Genomic DNA, 25,120 nt, shown 5'->3' on the forward strand with positions numbered 1-25,120 from the left:
GGCTCAGATCCCGGCTATGACGTCGGCCAGCAGCGCGCCGATCCGGGTGGCCGACGCGGCGCCGGCGGCTAGCACCTCAGCGTGGCTCAGCGGTTCGCCGGTAATTCCGGCCGCCAAATTGGTCACCAGGGAAACACCGAGCACCTCCGCGCCGGCCGCGCGGGCCGCGATGGTCTCATGGACCGTCGACATCCCAACCAGGTCGGCGCCCAGCATCCGCAGCATCCGGATCTCCGCGGGCGTTTCGTAGTGCGGCCCGGGCATGCCGGCGTACACCCCGTCGGCCAACTCCGGGTCGCATCGGCGGGCCAACGTCCGCAACCGTGGTGAGTAGGCGTCGGTCAGGTCGACGAACTGCGCTCCGACCAGCGGCGAACGTGCGGTCAGGTTCAGATGATCGCTGATGAGAACCGGTTGGCCAATCCGCATATCGGGACGTAGTCCACCGGCCGCATTGGTGAGCACAACCGTGCGCGCCCCGGCGGCGCACGCCGTCCGCACCGGATGGACCACGCGGCTTAGGTCATGTCCCTCGTAGGCGTGGATGCGGCCCGCCAGCACCAGCACCCGATGATCACCAACCAACACGGACAACAGCTCACCGGCGTGCCCGGCCGCGTTGGGCGGTGCGAACCCGGGTACTTCCACTTGGGGCACTACGGCCGATGGCGTGCCGAGAGCGGCAATGGCCGCCGACCACCCCGACCCGAGAACGACCGCGATGTCGTGCCGGTCGGTTCCGGTGCGCTCGCCGATGACGTATGCCGCCTGTCGCGCGAGTTCGCCGGGATCAAGCTGCGGGCCGGTCACACTGGGGGAGCCTAGCGCCGAAATGGCGCGATACAAGCTCGTCTGAGCATCGCCGGCGTCGCGGGTGCTGGTCGATGAGATACTGCGAGGATGTCCGCACCCACTGCTTTGGATACCGTCGAGCAGTTGGTGCGACACCGGGGCGGTGATCTGGTCGAACTATCCCACTCGATTCACGCCGAGCCGGAGTTGGCGTTCGCCGAACACCGCAGTTGCGCCAAGGCGCAGACGCTGGTCAGCGAGCGCGGTTTCGACATCACACCCGCCGCGGCCGGCTTGGATACGGCGTTTCGCGCCGACTTCGGCACCGGACCGCTGATAGTCGGGATCTGTGCCGAATACGATGCGCTTCCTGAGATTGGGCACGCCTGCGGCCACAACATCATTGCGGCCTCGGCGGTGGGCGCCGCCTTGGCCTTGGCCGAAGTCGCCGACGACCTCGGTCTGACGGTGTCGCTGTTGGGCACGCCGGCCGAGGAATCCGGAGGCGGTAAGGCTCTCATGCTGCAAGCGGGTACCTTCGACGATGTCGCGCTGGCGGTCATGGTGCATCCCGGGCCGACCGATATCGCCGGGGCCCGATCGTTGGCGTTGTCTGAGGTCACCGTGGGTTATCGAGGTAAGGAATCGCACGCCGCGGTCGCGCCGCATCTGGGGGTGAACGCCGCAGATGCGGTAACCGTTGCGCAGGTGGCCATTGGGCTGCTGCGGCAGCAACTCGCGCCGGGGCAGATGGTGCATGGCATCGTTAGCGAAGGCGGGCAGGCGGTCAACGTCATCCCGGGGCACGCGACGCTGCAATATGCGATGCGGGCGATCGAATCGGAATCGCTGCGCGACTTGGAGGGCCGGATGTTTGCTTGCTTTGCCGCGGGAGCGCTGGCCGCCGGTTGCGAATACGACATCGATCCCGCCGCACCGGCGTATGCCGAATTGAAGCCCGACCAATGGCTCGTCGACACCTGTCGAGAGGAGATGCGTCAGCTCGGCCGGCAGCCGGTGTCGTCCGATCTCGAGGCAAGGCTTCCCCTGGGTAGCACCGATATGGGCAACGTGACGCAGGTGCTGCCGGGAATCCATCCGGTGATCGGTATCGATGCCGGTGGCGCCACCGTGCACCAGCGTGCCTTCGCCGCGGCCGCGGCCGGGCCCAGCGCGGACCGCGCTGTCGTTGATGGCGCAATCATGCTGGCGCGCACGGTTGTTCAGCTCGCTCAGACGCCCAACGAGCGGGACCGGGTGCTGGCCGCGCAGCAGCGCAGGGCGGCGGCCCGATGAGTCTGGTTGACAGCGCCGAATCGTGGCTGGCGGCAAACTATGACGAACTGGTCGCCTGGCGTCGGCACATTCATCGCTATCCGGAGCTGGGCCGGCAGGAGTTCGCCACCACGCAGTTCGTCGCCGAGCGGTTGGCCGACGCGGGACTAAACCCCAAGGTGATGCCCGGCGGGACCGGGTTGACGTGCGACTTCGGCCCTGAGCATCAGCCGCGGATCGCGCTGCGCGCCGATATGGATGCGCTGCCGATGGCCGAGCGCACCGGTGCCCCCTACACCTCGACGATGCCCAACGTGGCGCACGCGTGCGGGCACGATGCGCACACCGCGATCCTGCTGGGTACTGCGTTAGCGTTGGCGTCGGTGCCCGAGCTGCCGGCCGGAGTGCGGCTGATTTTCCAGGCGGCCGAAGAGGCGATGCCCGGTGGTGCCATCGACGCGATCGCGGCCGGGGCGTTAGCGGGCGTGTCGCGGATCTTCGCCTTGCACTGCGATCCGCGACTCGAAGTGGGCAAGGTCGCGGTCCGACAGGGCCCCATCACCTCAGCCGCGGACTCGATCGTGGTGACACTGTATTCGCCGGGCGGGCACACCTCGCGCCCACACTTGACCGCCGACCTGGTCTACGGGCTGGGCACCCTGATCACCGGGCTGCCCGGGGTGTTGTCCCGCCGTATCGACCCGCGCAACAGCACCGTCTTGGTCTGGGGGGCGGTCAATGCCGGCGTGGCCGCCAATGCCATTCCGCAGAACGGCGTGCTGTCCGGCACGGTTCGCACCGCCAGCCGACAGACGTGGGTCGACCTCGAACAGATCATCCGGCATGCCGTCGACGCACTGCTGGCGCCGCTCGCCATCGAGCACACCCTGCAATACCATCGCGGCGTGCCGCCAGTGGTAAACGAGGAAGTTTCCACCCACATCCTGACCCACGCCATCGAGGCCGTCGGTCCCGATGTGCTGGCCGACACCCGGCAGTCCGGCGGTGGCGAGGATTTTTCCTGGTATCTGGAAGAGGTTCCGGGTGCCATGGCGCGCTTGGGCGTGTGGTCCGGCGAGGGGCCCCAGCTGGACCTGCATCAACCGACGTTCGACCTCGATGAGCGGGCCCTGGGAATCGGTGTGCGGGTGATGGTCAACATCATCGAGCAGGCCGCAGCTTTCTAGCCGGCTAAGGCCTCCCATTCAGGCCGAACAGCACCCCACCCATGCCGCCGATCCCAACGCTGCCTAGGGCTGGGCTGCCGGTGCCGGCGGCGCCGCCGTCACCACCATTGCCGAACAGCACAGCGTCGCCGCCGTTGCCGCCGGTGCCGCCGGTGGTGGCGGCTGCGACGGACGCCCCGCCGGCCCCGCCGGCGCCGCCGTTGCCGAGCAGTCCCGCCTTACCGCCGTTGCCGCCGGTGCCGCCGAACAGCGGGCCGTTGGCCAGCCCGCCCGCCCCGCCGATGCCGCCGTCTCCGACCAGCAGCCCGCCGGCGCCGCCGGCGCCGCCGGTGCCCGCGCTCCCGCCCCCGCCGGTAAGGTGCGATCCGCCGGCGCCGCCAGCGCCGCCGACGCCTAGCAGTCCGGCGTTGCCGCCTACCCCGCCGCTTCCGCCGTCGACGAAGCCGCCGGAGGCGTCGCCGCCCGCCCCGCCCGAGCCGCCGTTGCCGAAGACGAGCCCACCGGCGCCGCCGGCCCCCCCGCCGAATGCGGAGGTCGCGGCAGCCTGAGCGGCTCCGCCGTTGCCGCCGTTGCCGAATAGACCCGCCTTGCCGCCGTCACCACCGGCACCGCCGACTCCGAGGCTATTGAGCGCGGTCCCGCCGTCACCGCCGGCGCCGCCGGAGCCCGAGAGCATCCCCCCGGCGCCGCCGGCCCCGCCGGCCCCGGCGACAGCGGCCGCAGCCACCGCTTTCCCGCCGACCCCGCCGGCTCCGCCGGAGCCGATCCACCCCGCGCCGCCGCCCGCGCCGCCGGCGCCGCCGGCACCACCCCCCGCCGCCGCGGCCCCGCCGACGCCGCCGGCGCCGCCGGAGCCGAGCAGTCCGCCCATACCGCCTGCTCCGCCTTGGCCGCCGGCTGTAGTGGTCAGTGAGATTCCTCCCGTGCCGCCGGCACCCCCATTGCCCGCGAGCAGCCCGCCGTGGCCGCCGGTCCCGCCCGCACCGCCGGGCATGCCCAGCACGCCCGCGCCGCCCGCCCCGCCTCGCCCGCCGTCGCCGAACAGGCCGGCGGCCCCACCGCTACCACCGGCCTGGTTGGTCCCGCCTGAGCCCCCGTTGCCACCGTTGCCATACAACAGTCCGCCGGATCCGCCGCTTGCCCCGGTTCCAGGAGCACCGTCGGCGCCGTTGCCGATCAGCGGGCGCTGCAGCAGCGCCTGGGTCGGCGCATTCACCAGGTCCAGCACCTGCTGCTGCACGAGTTGCCACGGCGACGCATTGGCCGCCTCGGCGTGGGCATACGCGCCCGCGCTCGCGGCCAGTGCGCGCACAAATTGGTCGTGAAACGCCGCGGCTTGGGCGCTCAGCGCCTGATACGACTGGGCATGCGCTCTAAACAACGCGGCGATGCCCGCCGACACCTCGTCGGCACGCCCGGCCAACACCCCCGTCGTCGAAGCCGCCGCGGCGGCGGAGGCCGAGGTAATGGCTGAACCAAGATGGGCTAAATCCGCGGCCGACGCCTGAATCATTTCCGGTGCCGCGATGACAAACGACATACCGCACCTCCCTAAGCGCGCAGCATCAATCGATCGTATTGCCGCCAGGGCTGGATATTCGCAGTTTGAGCCAACTAGATATTTCGGAATCGTTCGGGCGTGCCCGCCCCCATTGCCGCGAGCGGCCGTGTTTGTACAGAGACACGCCGCATGGCGCGGCATTTTGCGGACGCTCGCAAACCCGCTTTATGCGGCTCGACCCCTATCCAGCCGCGCTTCGAGCCGTCGGACAAGTTCGGCGGGCCGGCACCTGACATCCTCGGCGATGATCGGCACGACGACCCAAGCCAAGTCTTGCAGGGCCGCGGAGCGTCGGCGGTCCCGGCGAAATGCGTCCGGTCCGCTGTGCCAATCAACGCCGTCGTACTCCGCGGCGACGCGACATTCAGGCCAGGCGAAGTCGAGTCGCCAGGTACGCCCCAGCGTATCCACGAGTTGATATTGCAGGGCCGGCGGAGGCAAGCCGCCGTCGAGCATCACCAGGCGCGCTTCGCTCTCCATCGGCGATTCGGCCAATGGGGAAGCCAAGCCCAGCAATTCGCGGACTTTGACGATGCCGCGACGGCCGGCCTGCAGCTCGGCGGCGCGGTTCAGCTGGTAGCGGCGGCATGTGTTGCTGCGCAGCGCAGCGTCCAGCGTCGCCAGAGCCCGCGGCCGCCGCAGTCCGCGGGCGACCTCGATCGCCGTCCACGCGGGCGCCGTGGCCGGGCGTCCACCGACCCGGACGAGTGCCGCGCCCTCGCGACGGTGCACGATTAGGCCATCGGTCGATCGCAGCCGCCGACCGCTGGGGGCGAGGACGTGCAGATCCGCGGTTTGCTCGGTGTCGAAGCCGTACGCGGCCGCGGCGGTTCCCATGCAGGCCGCGACCATTGCGCCGGTTGCCAGGTCAAGCCCGCGCAGTCGCAATGCCGTGGTCACTTCGCCGCGACCATAAATGCCGTGCCAAATCTTATGGAGCGCACCGCAATTTACCTGTGCTTCCAAGCTGCGACGGGTAAGGAAGCTCAGCGCCTGGGCCGACGTGACAACGCCACCCTGCGCGGCGAATAACCGGTTCAGCCCTGGATGCACGCCTGCAATCGTCGGGGCAGGATCCTACGCAATCAATTCACGCCACGAGAGTCCGCAAAATGCCGGCCGCTGCGGCGTGTCGCTGCACAAACACGGTCGCTCGCGAACGAGAGCTAGGTGCTGGTCCCCGGGCCGATGTTACGGGCCGGGCGGGTACGCAGATTGTGGACGTAGTCGCTTGGCGCGCCAGCGATCTCGGCGGCGTCGGCCATCACTCCCAGATAGCGCGCCGACGGCAGCCCGCCCTCCCAGGCGTCCAGCACGTACAGCCACGCCAGGACGGGATCTGTTGTGGTGTCCGAGGATAAGCGCTGGACCCGGCATCGGATCTTCTTGTGGACGCCAAATTCGGAGCCCTCCCACCGATCAAGGTTCATCTCGTCGGCCGGCGTCATGTCGTAGAGCACCACGAACACCTTCGAATGCGGATCCTCGACGACGGTAGCCAGGGCTCCCTCCCAGCCGATGTCTTCGCCACCGAACGTCAACCGCCACCCGTGTAGCCAGCCGGTCCCGGCCATCGGCGAGTGGGGTGCGCGCTGCAGCATCTGTTCTGGATGCATGTTCGATCCGTACGCGGCATAGAGCGGCACGGGGAAAGCTTAGACGGCATGGGCCGCCTCGGTGCTTTTGCTGTGGTCGGGACCGCGAGTCAGGACACTATCGGTCTGCCGCGCTGCCAGTTTGGTGGCGCAGGGTGGCGCGCTCTGAAGTTTTCGGGCCGCCAGGCTAGGTTATGGGCTGTGGTGACCCGCATCGTGATCCTCGGTGGAGGCCCGGCCGGCTATGAGGCCGCACTGGTGGCCGCCACCTCACACCCCGAATCAGTCCAAGTCACCGTCATCGACTCTGATGGCATCGGCGGCGCCGCCGTCCTGGACGATTGTGTGCCGTCCAAGACCTTTATTGCTTCTACCGGCCTGCGCACCGAGCTGCGCAGGGCGCCCCGGCTGGGCTTCGACATCGAATTCGACGAAGCCAAGATCTCGTTGCCGAAGATCCATGACCGCGTCAAGACGCTGGCCGCCGAACAGTCGGCTGACATTACTGCGCAGCTGCTCAGCGTGGGAGTCCACGTGATCGCCGGTCGGGGCGAACTGATCGACCCCACGCCCGGCCTGGCCCGACACCGCGTCCAGGCGACCGCCCCCGACGGCTCCACCACTGAACACGAGGCCGACGTCGTGCTGATCGCCACCGGTGCCAGCCCCAGGGTCCTGTCCTCGGCCCCGCCGGACGGCGAACGCATCCTGACCTGGCGGCAGCTCTACCGTCTCGAGGAGCTGCCCCAGCACCTCATTGTGGTGGGCTCCGGGGTGACCGGCGCCGAGTTTGTGCACGCCTACACCGAATTGGGTGTGCAGGTGACGGTGGTAGCCAGTCAGGACCGGGTGCTGCCCTACGAGGACGCCGACGCCGCGCTGGTGCTCGAAGAGTCGTTCGCCGAACGCGGCGTCCGCTTGTTCAAGAACGCACGGGCCGAATCGGTCACCCGCACGCAAACCGGTGTGTTGGTGACCATGATCGATGGTCGCACCGTTGAGGGCAGCCATGCCTTGATGACCATCGGCTCGATCCCCAATACCAGCGGTTTGGGTCTGGAGCGGGTCGGCATCGAGCTGGGCCGAGGCAACTACCTGACCGTCGATCGCGTGTCCCGAACGTCGGTGCCGGGGATTTACGCGGCCGGTGACTGCACCGGCCTGCTGCCGTTGGCGTCAGTCGCCGCCATGCAGGGCCGCATCGCGATGTACCACGCGCTGGGTGAGGGCGTCAGCCCGATCCGGCTGCGCACCGTCGCGGCGACGGTGTTCACCAGACCCGAGATCGCCGCAGTCGGTGTGCCGCAATCGGCGATCGACGACGGATCGGTCACCGCCCGCACCATCATGTTGTCGTTGGGCACCAACGCGCGCGCGAAGATGTCGGGCCTGAGGCAGGGGTTCGTCAAGATCTTCTGCCGGCGCTCCACCGGCGTGGTGATCGGCGGGGTGGTGGTGGCGCCGATCGCCTCGGAGCTGATCCTGCCGATCGCGGTGGCCGTGCAAAACCGCATTACGGTCAACGAGCTGGCGCAGACCCTGGCCGTATACCCGTCGCTATCGGGTTCCATCACCGAGGCCGCTCGCCGGTTGATGGCGCGCGATGATCTGGACTGAAGTCCGACTCGCCGATGCCGCAGGAACTAGCCTTGGTGAGCAGCATCTACCGACCAGTAACCGACAGGAGTCCGTCGTCGTGAGCAAGCCGATCAACGCACCGCGTGGCGAGCAGGCCGCGCCGACTGGTTCGCTGGGGCCTGAGCAGCGCGCGTTGGCCTGGGAGCGACTCGGCGCCGAGCAATTCGACGTCGTGGTCATCGGTGGTGGCGTGGTGGGCTCCGGATGTGCCCTCGATGCCGCCACCCGTGGTCTCAAGGTGGCGTTGGTCGAGGCCCGCGACTTGGCTTCGGGCACCTCAAGCCGCTCGTCGAAAATGTTCCACGGCGGGTTGCGCTATCTCGAGCAACTGGAATTCGGGCTGGTGCGCGAGGCGCTCTTCGAGCGCGAGCTGTCGCTGACCACCTTGGCGCCGCATCTGGTCAAACCGTTGCCGTTCCTGTTTCCGTTGACCAAGCGCTGGTGGGAACGCCCTTACATCGCCGCGGGCATCTTCCTCTATGACCGCCTGGGTGGCGCGAAATCGGTTCCGGCGCAAAAGCATTTGACCCGAGCGGGTGCATTGCGGCTAAGCCCCGGTCTCAAACGGAGTTCGTTGGTTGGCGGCATCCGCTACTACGACACCGTCGTCGATGACGCTCGCCACACCATGACGGTCGCGCGCACCGCGGCACACTACGGCGCCGTCGTGCGGTGCTCCACCCAAGTGGTGGCGCTGCTGCGCGAAGGTGACCGGGTGGTGGGTGTCAGCGTGCGCGACTCCGAGGACGGGTCGGTTGCCGACGTCCGCGGCCACGTCGTGGTGAACGCCACTGGAGTCTGGACCGACGAGATTCAGGCGTTGTCCAAACAGCGCGGGCGATTTCAGGTGCGCGCGTCCAAGGGCGTGCACGTCGTGGTGCCTCGGGACCGGATCGTCAGCGACGTCGCGATGATCCTGCGCACCGAGAAGTCGGTGATGTTCATCATCCCGTGGGGCAGCCACTGGATTATCGGAACCACCGATACCGACTGGAATCTCGATCTGGCCCACCCGGCAGCCACCAAGGCCGATATCGATTACATCCTGGGAACCGTCAACGAGGTGCTGGCCACGCCGCTGACCCACGCCGATATCGACGGCGTATACGCGGGCCTGCGCCCACTGCTGGCCGGGGAAAGTGACGATACCTCCAAACTGTCGCGGGAACACGCCGTGGCGGTGCCTGCGGCGGGCCTGGTGGCCATCGCCGGTGGCAAGTACACCACCTACCGGGTGATGGCCGCGGACGCGATCGACGCTGCCGTGCAGTTCATCCCGGCTCGGGTGGCGCCGTCAATCACCGAGAAGGTGAACCTGTTAGGTGCCGACGGCTACTTCGCGCTGGTCAACCAGGTAGAACACGTCGGCGAGCAGGTAAACCTGCATCCCTACCGGGTGCGGCATCTGCTCGACCGCTACGGTTCGCTGATCAACGAGGTGTTGGCGTTGGCGATCGACGATCCCGCCCTGCTGAGCCCCATCACGGAAGCACCCGGTTATCTGAAGGTGGAAGCCCTCTATTCGGCCGCGGCCGAGGGCGCCCTGCATCTGGAAGACATCCTGGCCCGCCGGATGCGGATCTCCATCGAATATTCGCATCGCGGTGTCGACTGCGCTCGCGAGGTTGCCGAGGTGGTGGCACCGGTGCTCGGGTGGACCACCAAGGACATCGAGCGAGAAGTCGCGAACTACAAGGCGCGGGTGGAGGCCGAGGTGCTGTCGCAGGCCCAGCCCGACGATGTCTCGGCGGATATGTTGCGGGCCAGCGCGCCCGAAGCGCGTGCCGAAATCCTTGAGCCGGTGCCGCTGAATTGACCGTGGCGATTTCGCCGCGTAGCCGGCCGGCGTCTTAGCAGCGCTCGGCGCCGGGAGCCATCATGGGCGCGTCTCGCTGCGCCGTGGCGGCCGTGCTCAACTTCGCTGTCACGGCCCGCGCTACCGCGCGCACCGCGCCGCGGGAGCGTGTGGAGAGGAGTTCCATGGCTTGCAGGCTCTTGCGCTGTTCGTAGATGCTTTTCGGAAGCGACACCATCGGTTTCCTTTGATCGGAGGGTACGCCGCTGCTTTGCTAGCCTATCCGCCGGCGAAGTCGACCCTGAAATATGCGTGTCAACGTCAGATGAACAACTCCAGCTCAGTCGTAGCCGGGATGCGGGACGGCTGGCCGCCGATTTACCGCAACAGGTGGCCGTTGCGCGCCGGTACGGTCGCGCGGTTGACCAGCGCGGGTGAAGTCCGGGATCGCATCATGCGGTTGCGGACGATGTGCTCGACCAGGATGGGGACGAACGTCTGTACGGGTGCCTCGACGAACTGGGCGGCCGCCTCCGCACACCAGCGCCTGATTTGCGCGGTTCGCTGCTCGTCCTGCATGCCCTCGTGGCCGGCCAGCTTGTCCGCGACGTCCGCGACGGAGCGCTCCACCAGGGAACGGGAGCGGCCGGAGGATACGACATCGGTATCGGTGCGGCCGCCCGCCTGATCCAGTGCCTGACGGCCGGTCTGGTCGCTGGTGTCGGGTGGGATGACGCTCAGGCTCAGATGGTGGCCGTCTCGGCCGATGAGGATTACGCTGGCCGGCTCGCCGCTGCTGAACCCCAGCAATTCAACGGTGTCACCGTTGATCTCGATCAGCGGCGGGGTGTCGTCCCAGCCGCTGTGGTGGTAGCCCACCATGGCGACGGGCCCCAGCCGTTCGGCTACTGACGACACCAAACCCGGCAACTCGTCGGTCAGCCGCCGCGATCGCGGCCACCAGGCACCGTCGATGTGCTCGAGGGCAGGCCGAAATGGTTTGAGTTGCAACCGGATTTCGTTTTCCATCACACCACCTGTCGACTGACTGCACGCATGGTACGGTCGCGACTGCCACCCCGTGATTCGAGAACCCCACGCGCGAGTGGCGGTTTTCCGAACATTTGGTTACGGGCGCCAGGGCGCCGCGGCCCGCCGTGGGCTGACAAGATGACCTCGTGCAAGTTGCGCCGAGTATCCAGGGTCGCGTGTGGCGGGCTGGAAAGCTGCAGGCCGATTTCGAGTTCGACAAGATATCTGACTACCTGGCTGAGGACGACGCCCTGGTGTGGGCGGATCTGTGCGATCCGGACTACGACACCTTGTCCGACCTGGCGCACAAACTTCACCTCAACTCCTGGGCCGTGGAAGATGCGGTGGCGGCGGCGGAGCGCGTCAAGACCACCGCCTATCCGACGCACACTTTCCTCACCGTCTACGCCGTCGACATCGTCGCCCAGTCCGGCGATCCCCAGCCGATGTTGGCCATGCGGCGGATTTCGGCATTTGTGCTTGCCCAGGGGTTGATCACGGTGCGGTTGACTTCCGATTTCGACATCAGCGAAGTGACCCGGCGATGGCAGGCGATCGGCGGTCAACAGTACGGGGTCGCCGCACTGGTGCACGGATTGCTCGACGTCGTGGTGGACAGCCATTTCGCCGCCGTGGAAGCGCTCGACGACTGCATCGAAGCGATCGAAGACGATTTGTTCGACAACAACTCGCCGAGGGGAAGCTTCCAGCGTCGAACTTTTTCGCTCCGCCGAGATCTGGTCAATTTGCGCCGTATCGCGTTGCCTATGCGGGAGGTCGTCAATTCCCTTCAACACCACCGTCTTCACGCGGAGGCCGCGCGTGAACTCGACCCGCTCTACGCCGACCTGTACGACCATGTGCTGCGGGTATCGGAATGGACGGAATCGTTACGCGACATGATCGCAACCATTTTCGAGACCAACGTGTCCCTACAAGATGCGCGGCTCAACGCCGTGATGAAGAAGTTGACCGGTTGGGCGGCCATCATTGCGGTGCCAACCGCGATCACTGGCTTCTACGGTCAAAACGTCCCTTACCCGGGCTTCGGCAACATCGCGGGTTTCGTGACCAGTACCAGCGTGATTGCCATCTTGATGGCGGTGCTGTACGTGATGTTCCGGCGTCGCGACTGGCTTTGACGAGTCAACGCGGGCGGACCCCGGGCATACGATCGAACTTGTGTTCAAGCGATGGCCGTCCTGAATGTCGCGGCGTTGTCGAGGCTGATCTTCCCGATGGCACCGTGACCTGGACTTCACCTACTGGACGGCGCTACCGGACCGCACCGGCTGGGGCCGATCTCTTCGGCCGCGCATGCCGGCGTGCGCGACGCCGCCACCGGGCAAACGAAACAGGGCGCAGCGGCGATCCGCCCGTATTGCGCGGGCCCGAGAGCACGAAATTGACGCACGAAAATTCCGAAATCGTATGCGGGACATGCTGTTTTCTCTCAAGGCGCATCCAGCATCAGTCCGTTCGGCACCTGGGTCAACCAACCCCGAGAGCCCGAAGAGTTACCGCCGGACTGGACTCCTGCGCAATCTGGCATCCCACCATGGCCCGATGACCCGCGGTTGCAGGTGCCGAAACTTTGTCGTTAGCGCCCCTAAATCTCCGCCGGTCGGTAATCTCCACCCGGCGACGTCGCCATCCGGCTAGGAGGATCGCATTGAAGCCCGCACCGCTCGGCGTTCGCGACGTGCTCGGGCCCGCCCGGGTGCGACTGCACGGCGGGTCGGTACTGGACGAGCTGACTGCGAGGTTTGGTGAGGCGGCCCGGGCCAAGGTGCTCGCCGGAGAAGTGGTCGCTGACGACGGAGCCGTCGTCGATACCGACACCGTGTCGGCCCCGGGCTCCTTTATCTATCTGCATCGCGAGCTACCGGACGAGGTTCCGGTGCCGTTTGACCTTCCGGTGCTCCATCAAGACGACGACATTGTCGTCGTCGACAAGCCGCACTTCTTGGCGACCATGCCGCGCGGGCGCCACGTCGTGCAGACCGCGCTGGTGCGGTTGCGCTGCGGGCTGGGTTTGCCTGAGCTGAGCCCGGCGCACCGGCTGGACCGCTTGACCGCCGGGGTGCTGCTGTTCACCACCCGGCGTGAGTTGCGGGGCAGATACCAAACGCTGTTCGCCAACGGGAAGGTGGGCAAGTCCTATCTGGCGCGGGCCGCGGTCGACCCGACGTTGGTGTCGCCCCGCATTGTCCGCAGTCGGATTGTGAAGCGCCGGGGCCACCTGCAGGCGGTGTGCGAGCCCGGTGAGTACAACGCGGAAACCCTGGTGGAGCTGATCTCAGCGGACGGCTTGTATCGTCTGACCCCCCGCACCGGACGCACCCATCAACTGCGGGTGCACATGGCGTCATTGGGGCTACCGATCATAGGAGATCCGTTGTACCCCAAAGTCATACCTGAGAATGACCAAGACCGTAGCGACTTCAGCATGCCGCTGAAACTGCTGGCGCAACGCATTGAGTTCACCGATCCGATCACCGGTCTACATCGCGAGTTCGTCAGCCATCGGAAGATATGAGCGAACGGGGTGTCGTTGTGAGTGAAGAAAACACGCTGGTCATCGTTGCCGGGTATCAGGATCTCGATACGGCCCGGCACGACTTCGAGAATCTGACCGGCCGGGCCAACGCCAAGACGCTGCCGTTGCACGGTGCGGCGTTGGTCGGCAAAGACGACGAGGGCAATCCCGTCTTGCTTGACACCGGCAATCGTCTCGGCCGGCGGGGCGCGGCATGGGGCGCCGGGGCGGGTCTGGCCGTCGGCTTGTTCTCACCGGCGTTGCTGGCGTCGGCTGCGGTCGGCGCGGCGGCGGGAGCGCTGGCGGGCACCTTCGCCCAACATCGGATAACAAGTGGGCTGGGCGACAAGATCGGACAAGCGATGGCGGCCGGAAGCGCGGTGATCATCGCCGTGACACCGGCGCCGGGCCGGTTGCCGGTGGAGCAGACATTGTCCGGTTCACCGATGAAATCGGTTGCCGAGTTGAGCCGTTCGACATTGCGCAGCTTGGGTGCAGCGCTTCAGGAAGCGATGGGCAAGTTCAATCCGGATCGCACCAAACTGCCGATACCGCAGCGTGGCTTCGGCGGCACCGTCGGCCGCACGTTGGACGAGTCGGTTGGTGACTGGACGATCGTCGCCGGTGCCAGCGCGCCAGACAATGCGCCCAACGTGCTCATCGTACTCATCGATGACGCCGGGTTCGGCGGGCCGGATACCTTCGGCGGCGGCATCCGAACCCCAACGCTGTCCCGAGTGGCGCAGAATGGTCTGGCCTACAACCGCTTTCACCTCACCGCGATCTGCTCGCCGACCCGTGCGGCGCTGTTGACCGGCCGCAACCACCACCGGGTCGGGTTCGGATCGGTCTGCGAATTGCCGGGCCCCTTTCCGGGCTATTCGACGGTCAAACCCCGCAGTTGCGCCGCGCTGCCCCGAATCCTGCGTGACAACGGTTATGTGACTGGCGCTTTCGGCAAGTGGCATCTGACCCCGGACAACGTTCAAGGAGCGGCCGGACCGTTCGACAACTGGCCGGCGGGCTGGGGGTTCGACCATTTTTGGGGATTCCCCTCGGGTGCCGCGGGACAGTACGACCCGATCATCACCCAAGACAATTCCGTGATTGGCATACCGCAGGGACAAGACGGGAAGCCCTACTTCTTTCCCGACGACCTCACCGACAAGGCCATCGAGTGGCTGCACACCGTGCGGGCCCAGAATGCCAGCAAGCCGTGGCTGCTGTATTACTCGACCGGTGCCACGCACGCGCCACACCACGTGTTCAAAGAGTGGGCCGACAAGTACCAGGGTCAATTCGACGAGGGCTGGGATGTATACCGGCAGAAAACGTTCGAGCGACAGAAGCAGCTCGGTATCATTCCGTCCGACGCCGAGCTGACCGAGCGTCCCGACCTGTTCCCAGCCTGGGACAGCCTTTCAGAGACGCAGCAGAGGCTCTTTGCCCGGCAGATGGAGGTGTTCGCCGGGTTCTCGGAAAACGCGGACTGGAACGTGGGCCGGTTGCTGGACGCGATCGACGGTCTCGGTGAGTCGGACAACACCCTGGTCTTCTACATCTGGGGTGACAACGGTGCCAGCATGGAGGGCACCATCACCGGTTCGTTCAACGAGATGACATTTCTTAATGGGCTGGACCTTGACGCCGACCGGCAACTGGAGCTCATCGAGCAATACGGTGGCATCGAGGCGCTCGGCGACGAGTTCACGGCACCGCATTTCGCGAGCGCGTGGGCACATGCCAACAACACGCCGTTCCAGTGGGGCAAGCAGATGGCCAGCCACCTGGGCGGGACTCGGGACCCGATGGTGGTCTGCTGGCCGAGTCGGATCCCGCGGGAAGGCGGGGTTCGTAGCCAGTTCACCCACTGCATCGACATCACCCCAACGGTGTTGGCGGCCATCGGTCTACCGGAGCCGACCAGTGTCGACGGCGTCGAGCAGGAACCGATGGACGGGACGAGCTTCCTGCATACCTTCGACGACGCGGCGGCCGAGGAGCGTCATACGGTGCAGTACTTCGAAAACTTTGGCAGCCGCTCCATCTACCGGGACGGCTGGTGGGCGTGCGCCCGGCTGGACAAGGCGCCCTGGGATCTGTCTCCGCAGACCATGCAGCGCTTTGCGCCCGGGAACTACAACCCGGACAATGACACCTGGGAGCTCTATTACCTACCCGATGACTTCTCTCAGGCCAGAAACGTTGCGGCCGAGCATCCGGAGAAACTCGCCGAACTCATCGAGCTGTGGTGGCAGGAAGCCGAACGTAACCGGGTGCTGCCGCTATTGGGCGGGCTCGCGGTCATGTATGGCGACTTGCCGCCGTTGCCCACCACCACTCGGTTTGCCTTCCAGGGGGGCGTGCAGAACATCCAACGTGGCATGGTTCCACGCATTTTCGGACGCTCTTACGCGATCGAGGCGCGGTTGCACATCCCTGACGGTGGTGCGCAGGGTGTGATCGTGGCCAATGCGGACTTTATGGGCGGGTTCGCGCTCTGGATCGACGACCAGCAGCGGCTGCACCACACCTATTCCTTCCTCGGCATCGAGACGTATCGACAGGTATCCACCGAACCAATCCCTAGCGGCGACGTGACTGTGCGGATGCTGTTCGACTCCGCGGCGCCCGTCATCGGTTCCGGGGGTCGGGTGACGCTGTGGGTCGACGACCGGTTGATCGGCGAGGGTGAGCTGCCCCAAACCGTGAGTTTGGCGTTCACCTCGTACGCCGGGCTCGACGTCGGTCGCGACAACGGCCTCGTCGTGGACCGTGACTACGAAGACAAGGCGCCCTACGCGTTCACCGGCACCGTCAAGGAGGTCATCTTCGACCTCAAGCCGGTTGCGCCCGACGACGAGCAGGCGTTGCATGAGCACGCCTCGGTGCAAGCGGTCGGCCAGGGGGCCGCTGGCTAGCAGAATTAATTGGCAATTAACTGGAGCCCCTTCAGCGAGTAATTGACCATGTTATGTTCGGATTGTTGACAACACTACAAACTGTCTCGGACCGTCTCGGAGTTTTCTCGACTATGCGCAGCCCTTAGCACACGTTGCGCTAATCAGACAGAAGGATCCCGATGGGTACGCCCGATCACCCCACGCCGTCGACCGCAACGACCGATCCGCCGCCCGCCGTGTTGTGGAAGGCCGTCTCGGCGTCTGCCGTCGGCAACGCCACGGAGTGGTTCGACTACGGGATCTATGCGTTCGGCGTCACCTACATTTCGGCCGCCATCTTCCCCGGCGACACGCAGAGCGCCACCTTGTTGGCGTTGCTAACGTTCGCGCTGTCGTTTCTGGTCAGGCCGATTGGCGGCCTGGTGTGGGGCCCGCTCGGCGACCGGATCGGGCGTCGGCAGGTGCTGGCCTTCACTATCTTGCTGATGTCGGGCGCCACGCTGTGTGTCGCTCTGGTGCCGCCCTATGCCGCGATCGGATTCTGGGCACCGGTGCTGATGGTGCTGTTGCGGATGATTCAGGGCTTTTCGACCGGGGGAGAATACGGCGGGGCCGCCACTTTCATGGCGGAATACGCGCCGTGCCGCAGGCGGGGTTTCTTCGGTAGCTTCCTGGAGTTCGGCACACTGGCCGGCTTCTCGCTTGGCGGGCTCTTGATGCTTGGGTTCTCGTTGGTGCTCAGCGCCGACCAGATGAACACCTGGGGTTGGCGGCTGCCGTTCCTGGTGGCCGCGCCGCTCGGCTTGGTCGGCCTCTACCTGCGGTCGCGGCTGGAAGACACCCCGATATTTCGTGAGTTGGCCGAGTCCGGTGAAAGAGAGGATCGCACCAGCACGCAATTCAAGGATCTCCTGATGGGTTACTGGGCGCCCATTCTGCGCCTGGGCGGTATGGTCGTCGCGCTCAACGTGGTGAATTACACGTTGCTGAGCTATATGCCGACTTACCTCGAGCAGTCCATCGGTCTGCCGTCCAGCACGGCGCTGGTGGTACCGATCATCGGGATGCTCGCGATGATGGTATTCCTGCCGTTTGCCGGCGCCGCGTCGGATCGCTTTGGGCGCAAACCGATGTGGTGGATTTCCCTGGTCGGTCTATTCGTGGCCGGCGTGCCGATGTTCACGTTAATGGGCACCAACGTGCTTGGGGCGGTGGTCGGATTCGCCGTTCTCGGTCTGCTGTATGTGCCGCAGCTGGCGACCATCTCGGCGACGTTCCCGGCCATGTTTCCCACCCATGTGCGCTACGCGGGGTTCGCCATCGCCTACAACGTGTCGACGTCGATCTTCGGCGGCACCGCACCGGCGGTGAACGAGTGGCTCATCGAAAAAACCGGCGACAGTATCGTGCCCGCCTACTACATGATGGGCGCCTGCGTTGTCGGAGCGCTGGCCCTCGCGAATGTGCCCGAGACGACTCGGTGCCCGCTAAACGGCACCGAGACACCGGGTACTCCCGAGGCTCGCCCTGCGCTGGATTACGTAAAGCGGTCCGCGGCGTGAGGGCTTTCGGCGGCGCGGGCTAACCGAACTCAGTGGGCGACAACGGAGTTGACGGTATCGGCCCAGATGCCGGCGGCCTCCTCGATCTGGTCACCGCTTACCACGAGTGCCGGGATGAACCGCACGACCTGACCCCACGCGCCGCAGGTCAGCAGCAACAGCCCGCGGCGTGCCGCCTCCTGCTGCGCGGCGGCCGCGGTCACCGGATCGGGCTTGCCCTCGGCGTCGCGAAACTCGCAGCCGATCATCAGCCCGAGACCGCGCACATCGGTGATCGCGTCGTGCTTGTCCGCGACCAGCTGCAGCGCCGCGCGTAGCTGTGCCCCGCGCTGCGCGGCGTTGTCGACCAGTCCTTCGTCGCGGATCACGTCCAGCGTTGCCACCGCGGCCGAGCAGGCAACCGCGTTGGCGCCGTAGGTACCGCCCTGCGATCCCGGCCACGCCTTGGCCATCAGCTCCGCCGACGCGGCGATTCCCGACAGTGGGAATCCGGACGCCAGGCCCTTCGCGGTGATCAGGATGTCCGGATCGGCGTTGAAGTGCATGCCGCCCCAGAATTTTCCGGTTCGCCCGACGCCGGTCTGCACTTCGTCGATCACCAGCAAGATGCCGTATCGGTCGGCGCGCTCCCGCAATCCGGCGAAGAAGCGCTCGTTGCCAGGCACGTAGCCGCCCTCGCCCAACACCGGCTCGACGACGAACGCCGCGGTGTCGGCCGGCGTGGTCAGCGTCTGCAGGACGTAATCGAGCTGAGCGAGGGCGAAATCGGTGGCCTGCTCGACTGGCCAGCCGAAGTGAGTGGGGTCGGGGAAGGGTGCTACGTGTACGCCGGCCATCAGCGGCGAAAAGCCGGACCGGAACTTGGTACCGGAGGTTGTCAACGAAGCCGCGGCCACCGTGCGGCCGTGGAACCCGCCGTGGAAGACGATGACGTTCGGCCGACCGGTGGCCTGCCGCGACAGGCGCAGCGCGGCTTCCACCGCCTCGCTGCCGGAGTTGGCGAAGAACAGCCGATCCAAACCGGCCGGCAGCACCTCGCCCAACCGTTGCACCAGCGTGAGCAGCGGACGGTGCATCACGGTCGTGTACTGGGCGTGGATCAACGTGCCGACCTGACGCTGTGCGGCCTCGACCACACGCGGATGGCAGTGTCCAGTGCTCGTCACGCCGATTCCGGCCGTGAAATCCAGGTATCGACGGCCGTCCTCGTCGTACAACAGAACGCCCTCACCGCGAGTTGCCAGCACGCCGGTCGCTTGCTTGAGCGTCTGCGAGAGTTGTGCGGAGCCGGGCACGGCATCCCCCTTGCCAGTTGGTTTGAGTTGTTTGACCAGATTTGAGTAGAGTGGGCGGATTTGAGTAGATTGTTGACAATCATGGTATCGAACCCACCGAACGTCGATAAATAAGGGGGAGTTTGTGAGCGAACGCGACGAAGCGTGCGTGCTGCAGGCCGTCGAGAAAAGACTCTTCATCGACGGCAAATGGGTCGACGCCGCCGACGGGCGCACCTTCGATATCGCCGACCCGGCGACGGGTGAAACGCTCTGTTCGGTCGCCAACGCCACCGTGGTCGATGGCCAGGCGGCGCTGGACGCCGCCGTCGCCGCACAACCCGACTTCGCGGCGATGCCACCACGGCAGCGGGCCGACGTCCTCATGCAGTCGTTTCACCTACTGCACGAGCGCATCGACGACCTTGCCCTGCTGATGACGTTGGAGATGGGTAAGCCACTGGCCGAGGCCAGGGGAGAGATCGCCTATGCGGCGGAATTTTTCCGACACTTCGCCGAGGAGGCCGTGCGGATCGACGGCGGCTATCAGACAGCACCCCATGGCGGGGCCCGATTTTTGGTCACCCGCCAGCCCGTCGGTCCGTGCTTGCTGATCACCCCCTGGAACTTCCCGATGGCGATGGGAACGCGCAAGCTGGGACCCGCGATTGCCGCCGGCTGCACCAGCGTGATCAAGCCCGCGCCCCAAACGCCGTTGTCCATGCTGGCGCTGATGGGCATTCTGTCCGAGGCCGGGCTACCCGCCGGAGCGGTCAACTGCATCACGGTCACCGACGCGGGACCGGTGATGGAACCCCTGATCCGGTCCGGTTTGGCCCGCAAGCTGTCGTTCACCGGGTCGACTACGGTCGGCCGGCAACTTCTGAAGCAGTGCGCGGAGAAGATTTTGCGAACCTCACTCGAGCTGGGCGGGAACGCGCCGTTCATCGTGTTCTCCGATGCCGACCTGGACGAAGCGGTGGAGGGCGCCGTGGCCGCCAAGATGCGCAACATGGGCCAGGCCTGCACCGCGGCCAATCGCATCTACGTACAGTCGTCGGTTATCGACGAGTTCGGTCGCCGGCTGGCGGAGCGGATGGCGGCGCTGCCGGTCGGCCGTGGCACCCAGCCCGGTGTTGCCGTTGGGCCTCTCATCGACGCGGCCGCGTTGCGCAAGGTGCAGATGCTGGTCGCCGATGCGGTGGAGCGCGGTGCCGCAGTGCTGACCGGCGGTGAAGCAGTGGACGGTGGCGGTTACTTCTACCCGCCCACCGTCCTGACGAATGTGTCGCCCGACGCCGCCTTGTGTGAGCAGGAGATCTTCGGGCCGGTAGCTTCGCTCATCGCGTTCGAAACCGAGGCCGACGTGATCGCGGCCGCCAACGACACCGAATACGGTTTGGTGTCCTACGTGTTCACCAACGATCTGCGGCGTGCGCTACGGGTCGCCGAAGCGCTGGAGACCGGGATGGTCGGGCTCAACCAGGGCGTCGTGTCCAATCCCTCGGCCCCGTTCGGCGGCGTCAAGCAATCCGGCCTCGGCCGCGAAGGCGGCGCCGTCGGCATCGACGAATTCCTCGAGACCAAGTACATCGGGATCGCGATGCCCTGAGGGCCCCAAAGGCCCGAAAGTTTAGCTGTCGACGGGCTTCGGTTCCTCGGCCGCGGTCCCCTCGACGAGCCGGCGGATGGCGTCGTCCATATGGGCGGCCAGTAGCCGTTCGGCCAGTTCGCGGTCGCCTTTGCGAATCCCCTCCGCCAATGCTCGGTGCTCCTGACCGCGAACTTCGGAGTCCGCGTAGCTGTCGCTGAGCGCGTGAATGCACATTTGGGTCTCGGTGATGAGTGTTTGGTGCATCCGAGACAGCCGTGGGCTTTGGGCCAGCTGCAGCAGGCGCTCGTGGAAGGCGATGTCGCGTTCGCTGACCTCGGCCGGGCTGTCCGCGGCCGCCATCTGGTCGGCGATGAGCAGCAACTCATCACCGGCCGCGGCGTGGTCGCCCTCGAGGATCTTGGCCATCGCGGCTCGCTCGATCGCCTCGCGGGCCAGATACATGTCGCGCACATCGTCGGGCGTGATGTCGATGACGAACAGCCCGCGGTTGCGGATCGCAACCAGCAGACCCTCCTGAGTGAGGCGCTGCATCCCCTCGCGCAGCGGGCCACGGCTGACGCCAAGTCGGCGCGCCAGTTCGGCCTCACCGAGCTGGGTGCCCGGCTTGAGCTCGCCATGGGCGATGGCCTGGCGCAACTTGTCGGCGATGATACTGGGAGTTGACTCCCGGACGAGCGGGCCGATGAAGCTGTTCATATCCGGTCTCCGAACAACACGCCCAGCCCGGGCACCGGCGGCACCGGGCCGAGCAGCTCGAGCCCTTTCCATACGGTCACCTGGTTGGCGGTCAGTACCGGCTTGCCCACCGCGGCCTCCAACTTGTCGATTATCGCCAGCGTGTGCATCGCGGTGTCGGGGACGAGCACCGCCTCGGCGTCGGGGTGGTCAGCGGCGGTGACCATCTCCACCACCTGGTCGGGTGAAAGCGTGCCTACCTCGGCGGCGGTGTAGATGCTGTGGCTGGCCATCGCGGTCACCTCCGCGCCGCCCTCGCTAAGGAACTTCACGAAGTGCTGCGCCACGTCGTCGGGGTAGGACGCCGCGACCGCGACCCGGCGGATCCCGAGTTGTCTGCCCAGGTGTCGATGTGCATCGACAAACGCGATAGAGGTCGACGCGGCGGGCACTCCGGCGAAGGCCGCGACGGCCGCCACCTGTTCGTGTGCGCCCTGCGGCCCGAACACGAAGCTGCCCGAGGTGCACGCCCACATGATCGCCTCCGGTCGCTCGCCGGCCAGCTGCGCCGCCCCGGCGATGAGGCGTTGCTCGCGGCCGAGGTCGAGCAGGGCGTCGACGCGATGCGCATCCTCGCCGACCGAGGTGATCGCTATCGGTAGGCGAACGGCCCCGCCGACCCGCGCTTCGAACACTGAAAAGTCGTCTTCGGCGCTGTGGCCGGGATACAGCAGGCCCACCGTTGGCATGCGCATCTCCCTTGGATAATGGTGACCGCGATAGGTAGATTGTCGACAATGCTAACCCGTACAGGCTACGACGTCGGCAGGCTGGGCAGAGCGCTCCGATCCAATATCCGGGGCGCGGTATGCGACGACGCCACCAGCAGGGGGCTGTACGCGGTCGATGCGTCGAACTATCGGCTGCCTCCCGACCTCGTGGTGGTCCCGGCCGACACCGAGGACCTGGCCGCGGCGGTGGCGCTCACCGCCGGGGCCGGTGCGCCGGTGACGATGCGCGGCGGTGGGACGTCGATGGCCGGCAACGCCATCGGTGGCGTGGTCATCGACGTCTCGCGACACGTCAACGCCATCCGCGGCATCGACACAGCCGCGCGCACCGCTGTGGTCGAACCCGGCGTGGTGCTCACCGACCTGCTGACCGCGGCTCGCCCGCTTGGCCTCACCTTCGGCGCCGATCCGTCCTCCGCCAGCCGCGCGACGATCGGCGGCATGATCGCCAACAATGCCTGCGGGGCGCACTCCGTCGCATGGGGCACGACGGCCGACAACGTCCGGTCACTCGATGTGCTGCTCGCCGACGGCACCCGCTGCGTCGTCGAGTCGCGGGGCGTCAGGGAGCAGCTGGCGAGCGGGCCCGGACGCGAGGGCGAGCTGCATCGGTCCCTGCAGGCGTTCGTGGACACCCACGAGCTGGTGATCCGCCGCCGGTTCGGCCGCTTCGCCCGGCAGATCTCCGGGTACGCGCTGCACCGGCTGCTGCCCGAACATGGCTATAACGTCGCGGGGCTGCTGTGCGGCAGCGAAGGCAGCTTCGCAGCCACCCTGGGGGCGACGATCGCGTTGACGCCGCTCCCGGCGGCGAGGGTGCTCTGTGTCCTGGGCTTCCCCGATCCGATCGCGTCGGCCGAGTGTGTCTCGGTGCTGTTGGGCCACCGGCCGCTGACGATGGAGTCCATCAACGTCGATCTGGTCGACCGGCTGCCCGGCGAGGTGCGCCGGGCGGCGACCGACGCCGGGCTCCCCGCCGGACGCGCCTGGCTGCTGGTGGAAATAGGCGGCGCAGACCGCGGCGCCGCGGAGGCAGCGGCGGAGCAAATGCTTGCCGAACTGCGTGATTCGAGTCCGACGGCGACGGTCGCATTGGTCACTGATGTCCGCGCCCAGGCGGTGCTGTGGCGGTGTCGCACCGATGCCGCCGGTTTGGCGACGCGTCGTGTCGATGGGGGAGAGGCCTGGGGTGGTTGGGAGGACGCGGCGGTCCCGCCAGAACGCCTGGCCGATTACCTGCGCGGGCTAGACCACCTCATGAACCGATACGGCCTGCACGGGGCATCCTACGGACACTTCGGCGAGGGTTGCATGCACATGCGGATCGACTTCGATCTGTTCAGCACGGCTGGCGTCGCGTCATACCGGTCGTTCGTCGAGGAGGCCACGGCTCTGGTCGTCGCGCTGGGTGGATCGGTTTCCGGCGAACACGGCGACGGCCGGGCCCGCTCCGAACTGCTAGGTCTGATGTACGGGTCGGACGGGCTGGCGCTGCATGCCGAGATGAAAGCCATCTGGGATCCGGGCGCCGTGATGAACCCCGGCGTCATCGTCGACCCGCCGCCACTGGACGCGGCGATTCGACACCGCGGTTCGGCCAAGGACCGAAAGCTGTTGACGCTGTTCAGCTATCCCGACGACAACCACGACTTCGCGCAGGCCCAGCGGCGCTGCGTCGGCATCGGAAAGTGCCGGCAATCCAGCGGTGGCGTGATGTGTCCGAGCTACCAGGCCACCCACGAGGAGTTGCATTCAACCCGCGGCCGGGCTCATCTGCTTTGGGAGATGCTGCAAGGGGAGCTGGTGACCGATGGCTGGCGGTCCACCCAAGTCCGTGACGCGCTCGACCTCTGTCTGTCGTGCAAGGGATGCTTGGCCGATTGTCCGGTCAACGTCGACATGGCGACCTACAAGGCCGAATTCACTGCCCACCACTACGCTGGTCGGCCTTGGGCTAGACCGCTGTCGCACTGGTCGATGGGCTGGCTGCCGCAGTTGTCACGGTTCGCCTCGGTCGCACCGCGGTTGACCAATCGGATCACCGGTACGCAGCTGGCGAAACGCTTGGGCGGGATTGCGCCCCAGCGTGAAGTCCCCGGCTTCGCCGAGCAGACCTTCACGTCGTGGTTCTCCCGACGCTCCTCGGCGGCCCGGCCGGCTACCCGGGGACCGGTCGTGTTATGGCCCGATAGCTTCACCAATTACCTTGCGCCGCAAGTCGGTCAAGCCGCAACAGCAGTCTTGGAGGCGGCCGGATACCAGGTCGTGCTACCCGCTGGTCCGGTGTGCTGCGGGCTGACGTGGATTTCCACCGGCCAGCTGCGGGCGGCCAAGAGGCGGCTATCGCGCGCGTTGGGCGTGCTCGAGCCGCACCTGCGAGCGGGCACACCGGTCGTCGGGCTCGAGCCCAGTTGCACCGCGGTGCTGCGCCGTGATGCGGTCGAGCTGCTGGCTGAGGATACGCGGGCCGAGTTGCTCGCGACGTCGACCACTACCCTTGCCGAGTTCCTCGATCGCTCGGGTTGGCAGCCCCCGGACATCGCGACGGATGCGTTGGTGCAGACACACTGTCATCAGCACGCCGTGCTCGGCTTCGACGCCGATCGTGCGTTGATGGTCAAGGCCGGTATCCGGGCCGAGGTGCCAGACTCCGGATGTTGCGGCCTGGCGGGCAACTTTGGTTTCGAGCGCGTCCACTACGAGCTGTCGCGGGCGGTCGGGGAGCGGGTGCTGCTGCCTGCCGTCCGGTCCGTCGCGCCCTCGACGGTTATCCTCGCCGACGGTTTCAGTTGCCGTACGCAGATCGCGCACGGCACCGAGCGACGGGCGCTGCACCTGGCCGAGCTGCTGGCCACCGGCCTGCCCTGAGGCACTGTTTTGCCGGAG

Annotated in this window: 18 protein-coding genes and 1 pseudogene; 10 read left to right on the forward strand and 9 right to left on the reverse strand. The window is 66.7% G+C overall.

What is annotated here, in order from left to right; translation table 11 throughout:
• Positions 1–3 precede the first annotated feature (3 nt).
• On the reverse strand, positions 4–810 hold the full coding sequence (locus tag MB901379_RS05340; RefSeq protein WP_158015683.1) for a purine-nucleoside phosphorylase: 807 nt from the start codon (positions 808–810) through the stop codon (positions 4–6).
• A gap of 90 nt (positions 811–900) precedes the next feature.
• Between MB901379_RS05340 and MB901379_RS05345 the strand changes: the two genes are divergently transcribed.
• Together MB901379_RS05345 and MB901379_RS05350 are read left to right on the forward strand one after the other, a co-directional pair.
• A complete protein-coding gene (locus MB901379_RS05345) occupies positions 901–2,088 on the forward strand; it encodes an amidohydrolase (RefSeq protein ID WP_158015684.1) in 1,188 nt (395 codons plus the stop codon).
• Complete coding sequence (locus tag MB901379_RS05350) at positions 2,085–3,254, forward strand: amidohydrolase (protein ID WP_158015685.1); 1,170 nt, start codon at positions 2,085–2,087, stop codon at positions 3,252–3,254. The genes MB901379_RS05345 and MB901379_RS05350 overlap by 4 nt, the downstream gene beginning before the upstream one ends.
• Before the next feature lie 4 nt (positions 3,255–3,258).
• Here MB901379_RS05350 and MB901379_RS05355 read toward each other — a convergent pair whose 3' ends face one another.
• The 3 genes from MB901379_RS05355 to MB901379_RS05365 all read right to left on the reverse strand — a co-directional run bounded on the left by MB901379_RS05355 (position 3,259) and on the right by MB901379_RS05365 (position 6,461).
• Positions 3,259–4,794: a PE family protein gene (locus MB901379_RS05355; protein ID WP_158015686.1), complete on the reverse strand. Its 1,536-nt coding sequence runs from the start codon at positions 4,792–4,794 to the stop codon at positions 3,259–3,261.
• 186 nt (positions 4,795–4,980) lie between these two features.
• The gene (locus MB901379_RS05360) at positions 4,981–5,868 is read right to left on the reverse strand and encodes an endonuclease domain-containing protein (protein WP_158015687.1); all 888 of its coding nucleotides are present in this window, start codon (positions 5,866–5,868) and stop codon (positions 4,981–4,983) included.
• A 113-nt stretch (positions 5,869–5,981) separates the two neighbouring features.
• Positions 5,982–6,461 (reverse strand): gamma-glutamylcyclotransferase, encoded by a 480-nt coding sequence (locus MB901379_RS05365; RefSeq protein ID WP_158015688.1) that lies wholly within the window; start codon positions 6,459–6,461, stop codon positions 5,982–5,984.
• Positions 6,462–6,611: 150 nt separating this feature from the next.
• On the opposite strand from MB901379_RS05365, the pseudogene MB901379_RS05370 reads away from it, so the two are divergent.
• Together MB901379_RS05370 and MB901379_RS05375 are read left to right on the forward strand one after the other, a co-directional pair.
• Positions 6,612–8,088, forward strand: a pseudogene (locus MB901379_RS05370) (NAD(P)H-quinone dehydrogenase); the annotation flags it as partial.
• Between the two features lie 18 nt (positions 8,089–8,106).
• Positions 8,107–9,864: a glycerol-3-phosphate dehydrogenase/oxidase gene (locus tag MB901379_RS05375; RefSeq protein ID WP_158015690.1), complete on the forward strand. Its 1,758-nt coding sequence runs from the start codon at positions 8,107–8,109 to the stop codon at positions 9,862–9,864.
• Positions 9,865–9,898: 34 nt separating this feature from the next.
• Here the strand turns inward: MB901379_RS05375 and MB901379_RS23865 are convergent, their stop codons facing one another.
• Positions 9,899–10,078: a hypothetical protein gene (locus MB901379_RS23865; protein WP_162334326.1), complete on the reverse strand. Its 180-nt coding sequence runs from the start codon at positions 10,076–10,078 to the stop codon at positions 9,899–9,901.
• Between the two features lie 143 nt (positions 10,079–10,221).
• Positions 10,222–10,872, reverse strand: coding sequence for a DUF5994 family protein (locus MB901379_RS05380; protein WP_232021996.1), 651 nt, complete (start codon positions 10,870–10,872; stop codon positions 10,222–10,224).
• 149 nt (positions 10,873–11,021) lie between these two features.
• On the opposite strand from MB901379_RS05380, the gene MB901379_RS05385 reads away from it, so the two are divergent.
• The 4 genes from MB901379_RS05385 to MB901379_RS05400 all read left to right on the forward strand — a co-directional run bounded on the left by MB901379_RS05385 (position 11,022) and on the right by MB901379_RS05400 (position 17,879).
• The gene (locus MB901379_RS05385) at positions 11,022–12,017 is read left to right on the forward strand and encodes a magnesium transporter CorA family protein (RefSeq protein WP_158015691.1); all 996 of its coding nucleotides are present in this window, start codon (positions 11,022–11,024) and stop codon (positions 12,015–12,017) included.
• Between the two features lie 530 nt (positions 12,018–12,547).
• A complete protein-coding gene (locus MB901379_RS05390; protein WP_408632334.1) occupies positions 12,548–13,414 on the forward strand; it encodes a pseudouridine synthase in 867 nt (288 codons plus the stop codon).
• Positions 13,411–16,335: an arylsulfatase gene (locus MB901379_RS05395; RefSeq protein ID WP_158015692.1), complete on the forward strand. Its 2,925-nt coding sequence runs from the start codon at positions 13,411–13,413 to the stop codon at positions 16,333–16,335. Before MB901379_RS05390 ends, MB901379_RS05395 begins: the two co-directional genes overlap by 4 nt.
• Before the next feature lie 161 nt (positions 16,336–16,496).
• Positions 16,497–17,879 (forward strand): MFS transporter, encoded by a 1,383-nt coding sequence (locus tag MB901379_RS05400; protein ID WP_158015693.1) that lies wholly within the window; start codon positions 16,497–16,499, stop codon positions 17,877–17,879.
• Between the two features lie 29 nt (positions 17,880–17,908).
• On the opposite strand, the gene MB901379_RS05405 is transcribed toward MB901379_RS05400, so the two are convergent.
• Positions 17,909–19,174 carry an aspartate aminotransferase family protein gene (locus MB901379_RS05405; RefSeq protein WP_158015694.1) on the reverse strand — a complete coding sequence of 422 codons (1,266 nt, stop codon included), beginning with the start codon at positions 19,172–19,174 and terminating at the stop codon, positions 17,909–17,911.
• A 124-nt stretch (positions 19,175–19,298) separates the two neighbouring features.
• Here MB901379_RS05405 and MB901379_RS05410 point away from each other — a divergent pair, with 124 nt between their 5' ends.
• On the forward strand, positions 19,299–20,765 hold the full coding sequence (locus MB901379_RS05410) for an NAD-dependent succinate-semialdehyde dehydrogenase (RefSeq protein WP_158015695.1): 1,467 nt from the start codon (positions 19,299–19,301) through the stop codon (positions 20,763–20,765).
• A gap of 21 nt (positions 20,766–20,786) precedes the next feature.
• On the opposite strand, the gene MB901379_RS05415 is transcribed toward MB901379_RS05410, so the two are convergent.
• Together MB901379_RS05415 and MB901379_RS05420 are read right to left on the reverse strand one after the other, a co-directional pair.
• Positions 20,787–21,464 (reverse strand): GntR family transcriptional regulator, encoded by a 678-nt coding sequence (locus MB901379_RS05415; RefSeq protein WP_158015696.1) that lies wholly within the window; start codon positions 21,462–21,464, stop codon positions 20,787–20,789.
• A complete protein-coding gene (locus MB901379_RS05420; RefSeq protein ID WP_174236985.1) occupies positions 21,461–22,192 on the reverse strand; it encodes a maleate cis-trans isomerase family protein in 732 nt (243 codons plus the stop codon). The genes MB901379_RS05415 and MB901379_RS05420 overlap by 4 nt, the downstream gene beginning before the upstream one ends.
• A 48-nt stretch (positions 22,193–22,240) precedes the next feature.
• Here MB901379_RS05420 and MB901379_RS05425 point away from each other — a divergent pair, with 48 nt between their 5' ends.
• Positions 22,241–25,102 (forward strand): FAD-binding and (Fe-S)-binding domain-containing protein, encoded by a 2,862-nt coding sequence (locus MB901379_RS05425; RefSeq protein ID WP_158015697.1) that lies wholly within the window; start codon positions 22,241–22,243, stop codon positions 25,100–25,102.
• Positions 25,103–25,120: the final 18 nt, after the last annotated feature.

Origin of the sequence: Mycobacterium basiliense (assembly GCF_900292015.1) — a bacterium.
Lineage (GTDB): Bacteria > Actinomycetota > Actinomycetes > Mycobacteriales > Mycobacteriaceae > Mycobacterium > Mycobacterium basiliense.

What these genes read in the sequence shown, in the direction of transcription:
- MB901379_RS05345 (WP_158015684.1), top strand. Translation starts at nt 901, where the DNA reads ATGTCCGCACCCACTGCTTTGGATACCGTCGAGCAGTTGGTGCGACAC.
- MB901379_RS05350 (WP_158015685.1), top strand. Translation starts at nt 2,085, where the DNA reads ATGAGTCTGGTTGACAGCGCCGAATCGTGGCTGGCGGCAAACTATGAC.
- MB901379_RS05355 (WP_158015686.1), bottom strand. Translation starts at nt 4,794, where the DNA reads ATGTCGTTTGTCATCGCGGCACCGGAAATGATTCAGGCGTCGGCCGCG.
- MB901379_RS05380 (WP_232021996.1), bottom strand. Translation starts at nt 10,872, where the DNA reads ATGGAAAACGAAATCCGGTTGCAACTCAAACCATTTCGGCCTGCCCTC.
- MB901379_RS05395 (WP_158015692.1), top strand. Translation starts at nt 13,411, where the DNA reads ATGAGCGAACGGGGTGTCGTTGTGAGTGAAGAAAACACGCTGGTCATC.
- MB901379_RS05400 (WP_158015693.1), top strand. Translation starts at nt 16,497, where the DNA reads ATGGGTACGCCCGATCACCCCACGCCGTCGACCGCAACGACCGATCCG.
- MB901379_RS05415 (WP_158015696.1), bottom strand. Translation starts at nt 21,464, where the DNA reads ATGAACAGCTTCATCGGCCCGCTCGTCCGGGAGTCAACTCCCAGTATC.
- MB901379_RS05420 (WP_174236985.1), bottom strand. Translation starts at nt 22,192, where the DNA reads ATGCCAACGGTGGGCCTGCTGTATCCCGGCCACAGCGCCGAAGACGAC.
- MB901379_RS05425 (WP_158015697.1), top strand. Translation starts at nt 22,241, where the DNA reads ATGCTAACCCGTACAGGCTACGACGTCGGCAGGCTGGGCAGAGCGCTC.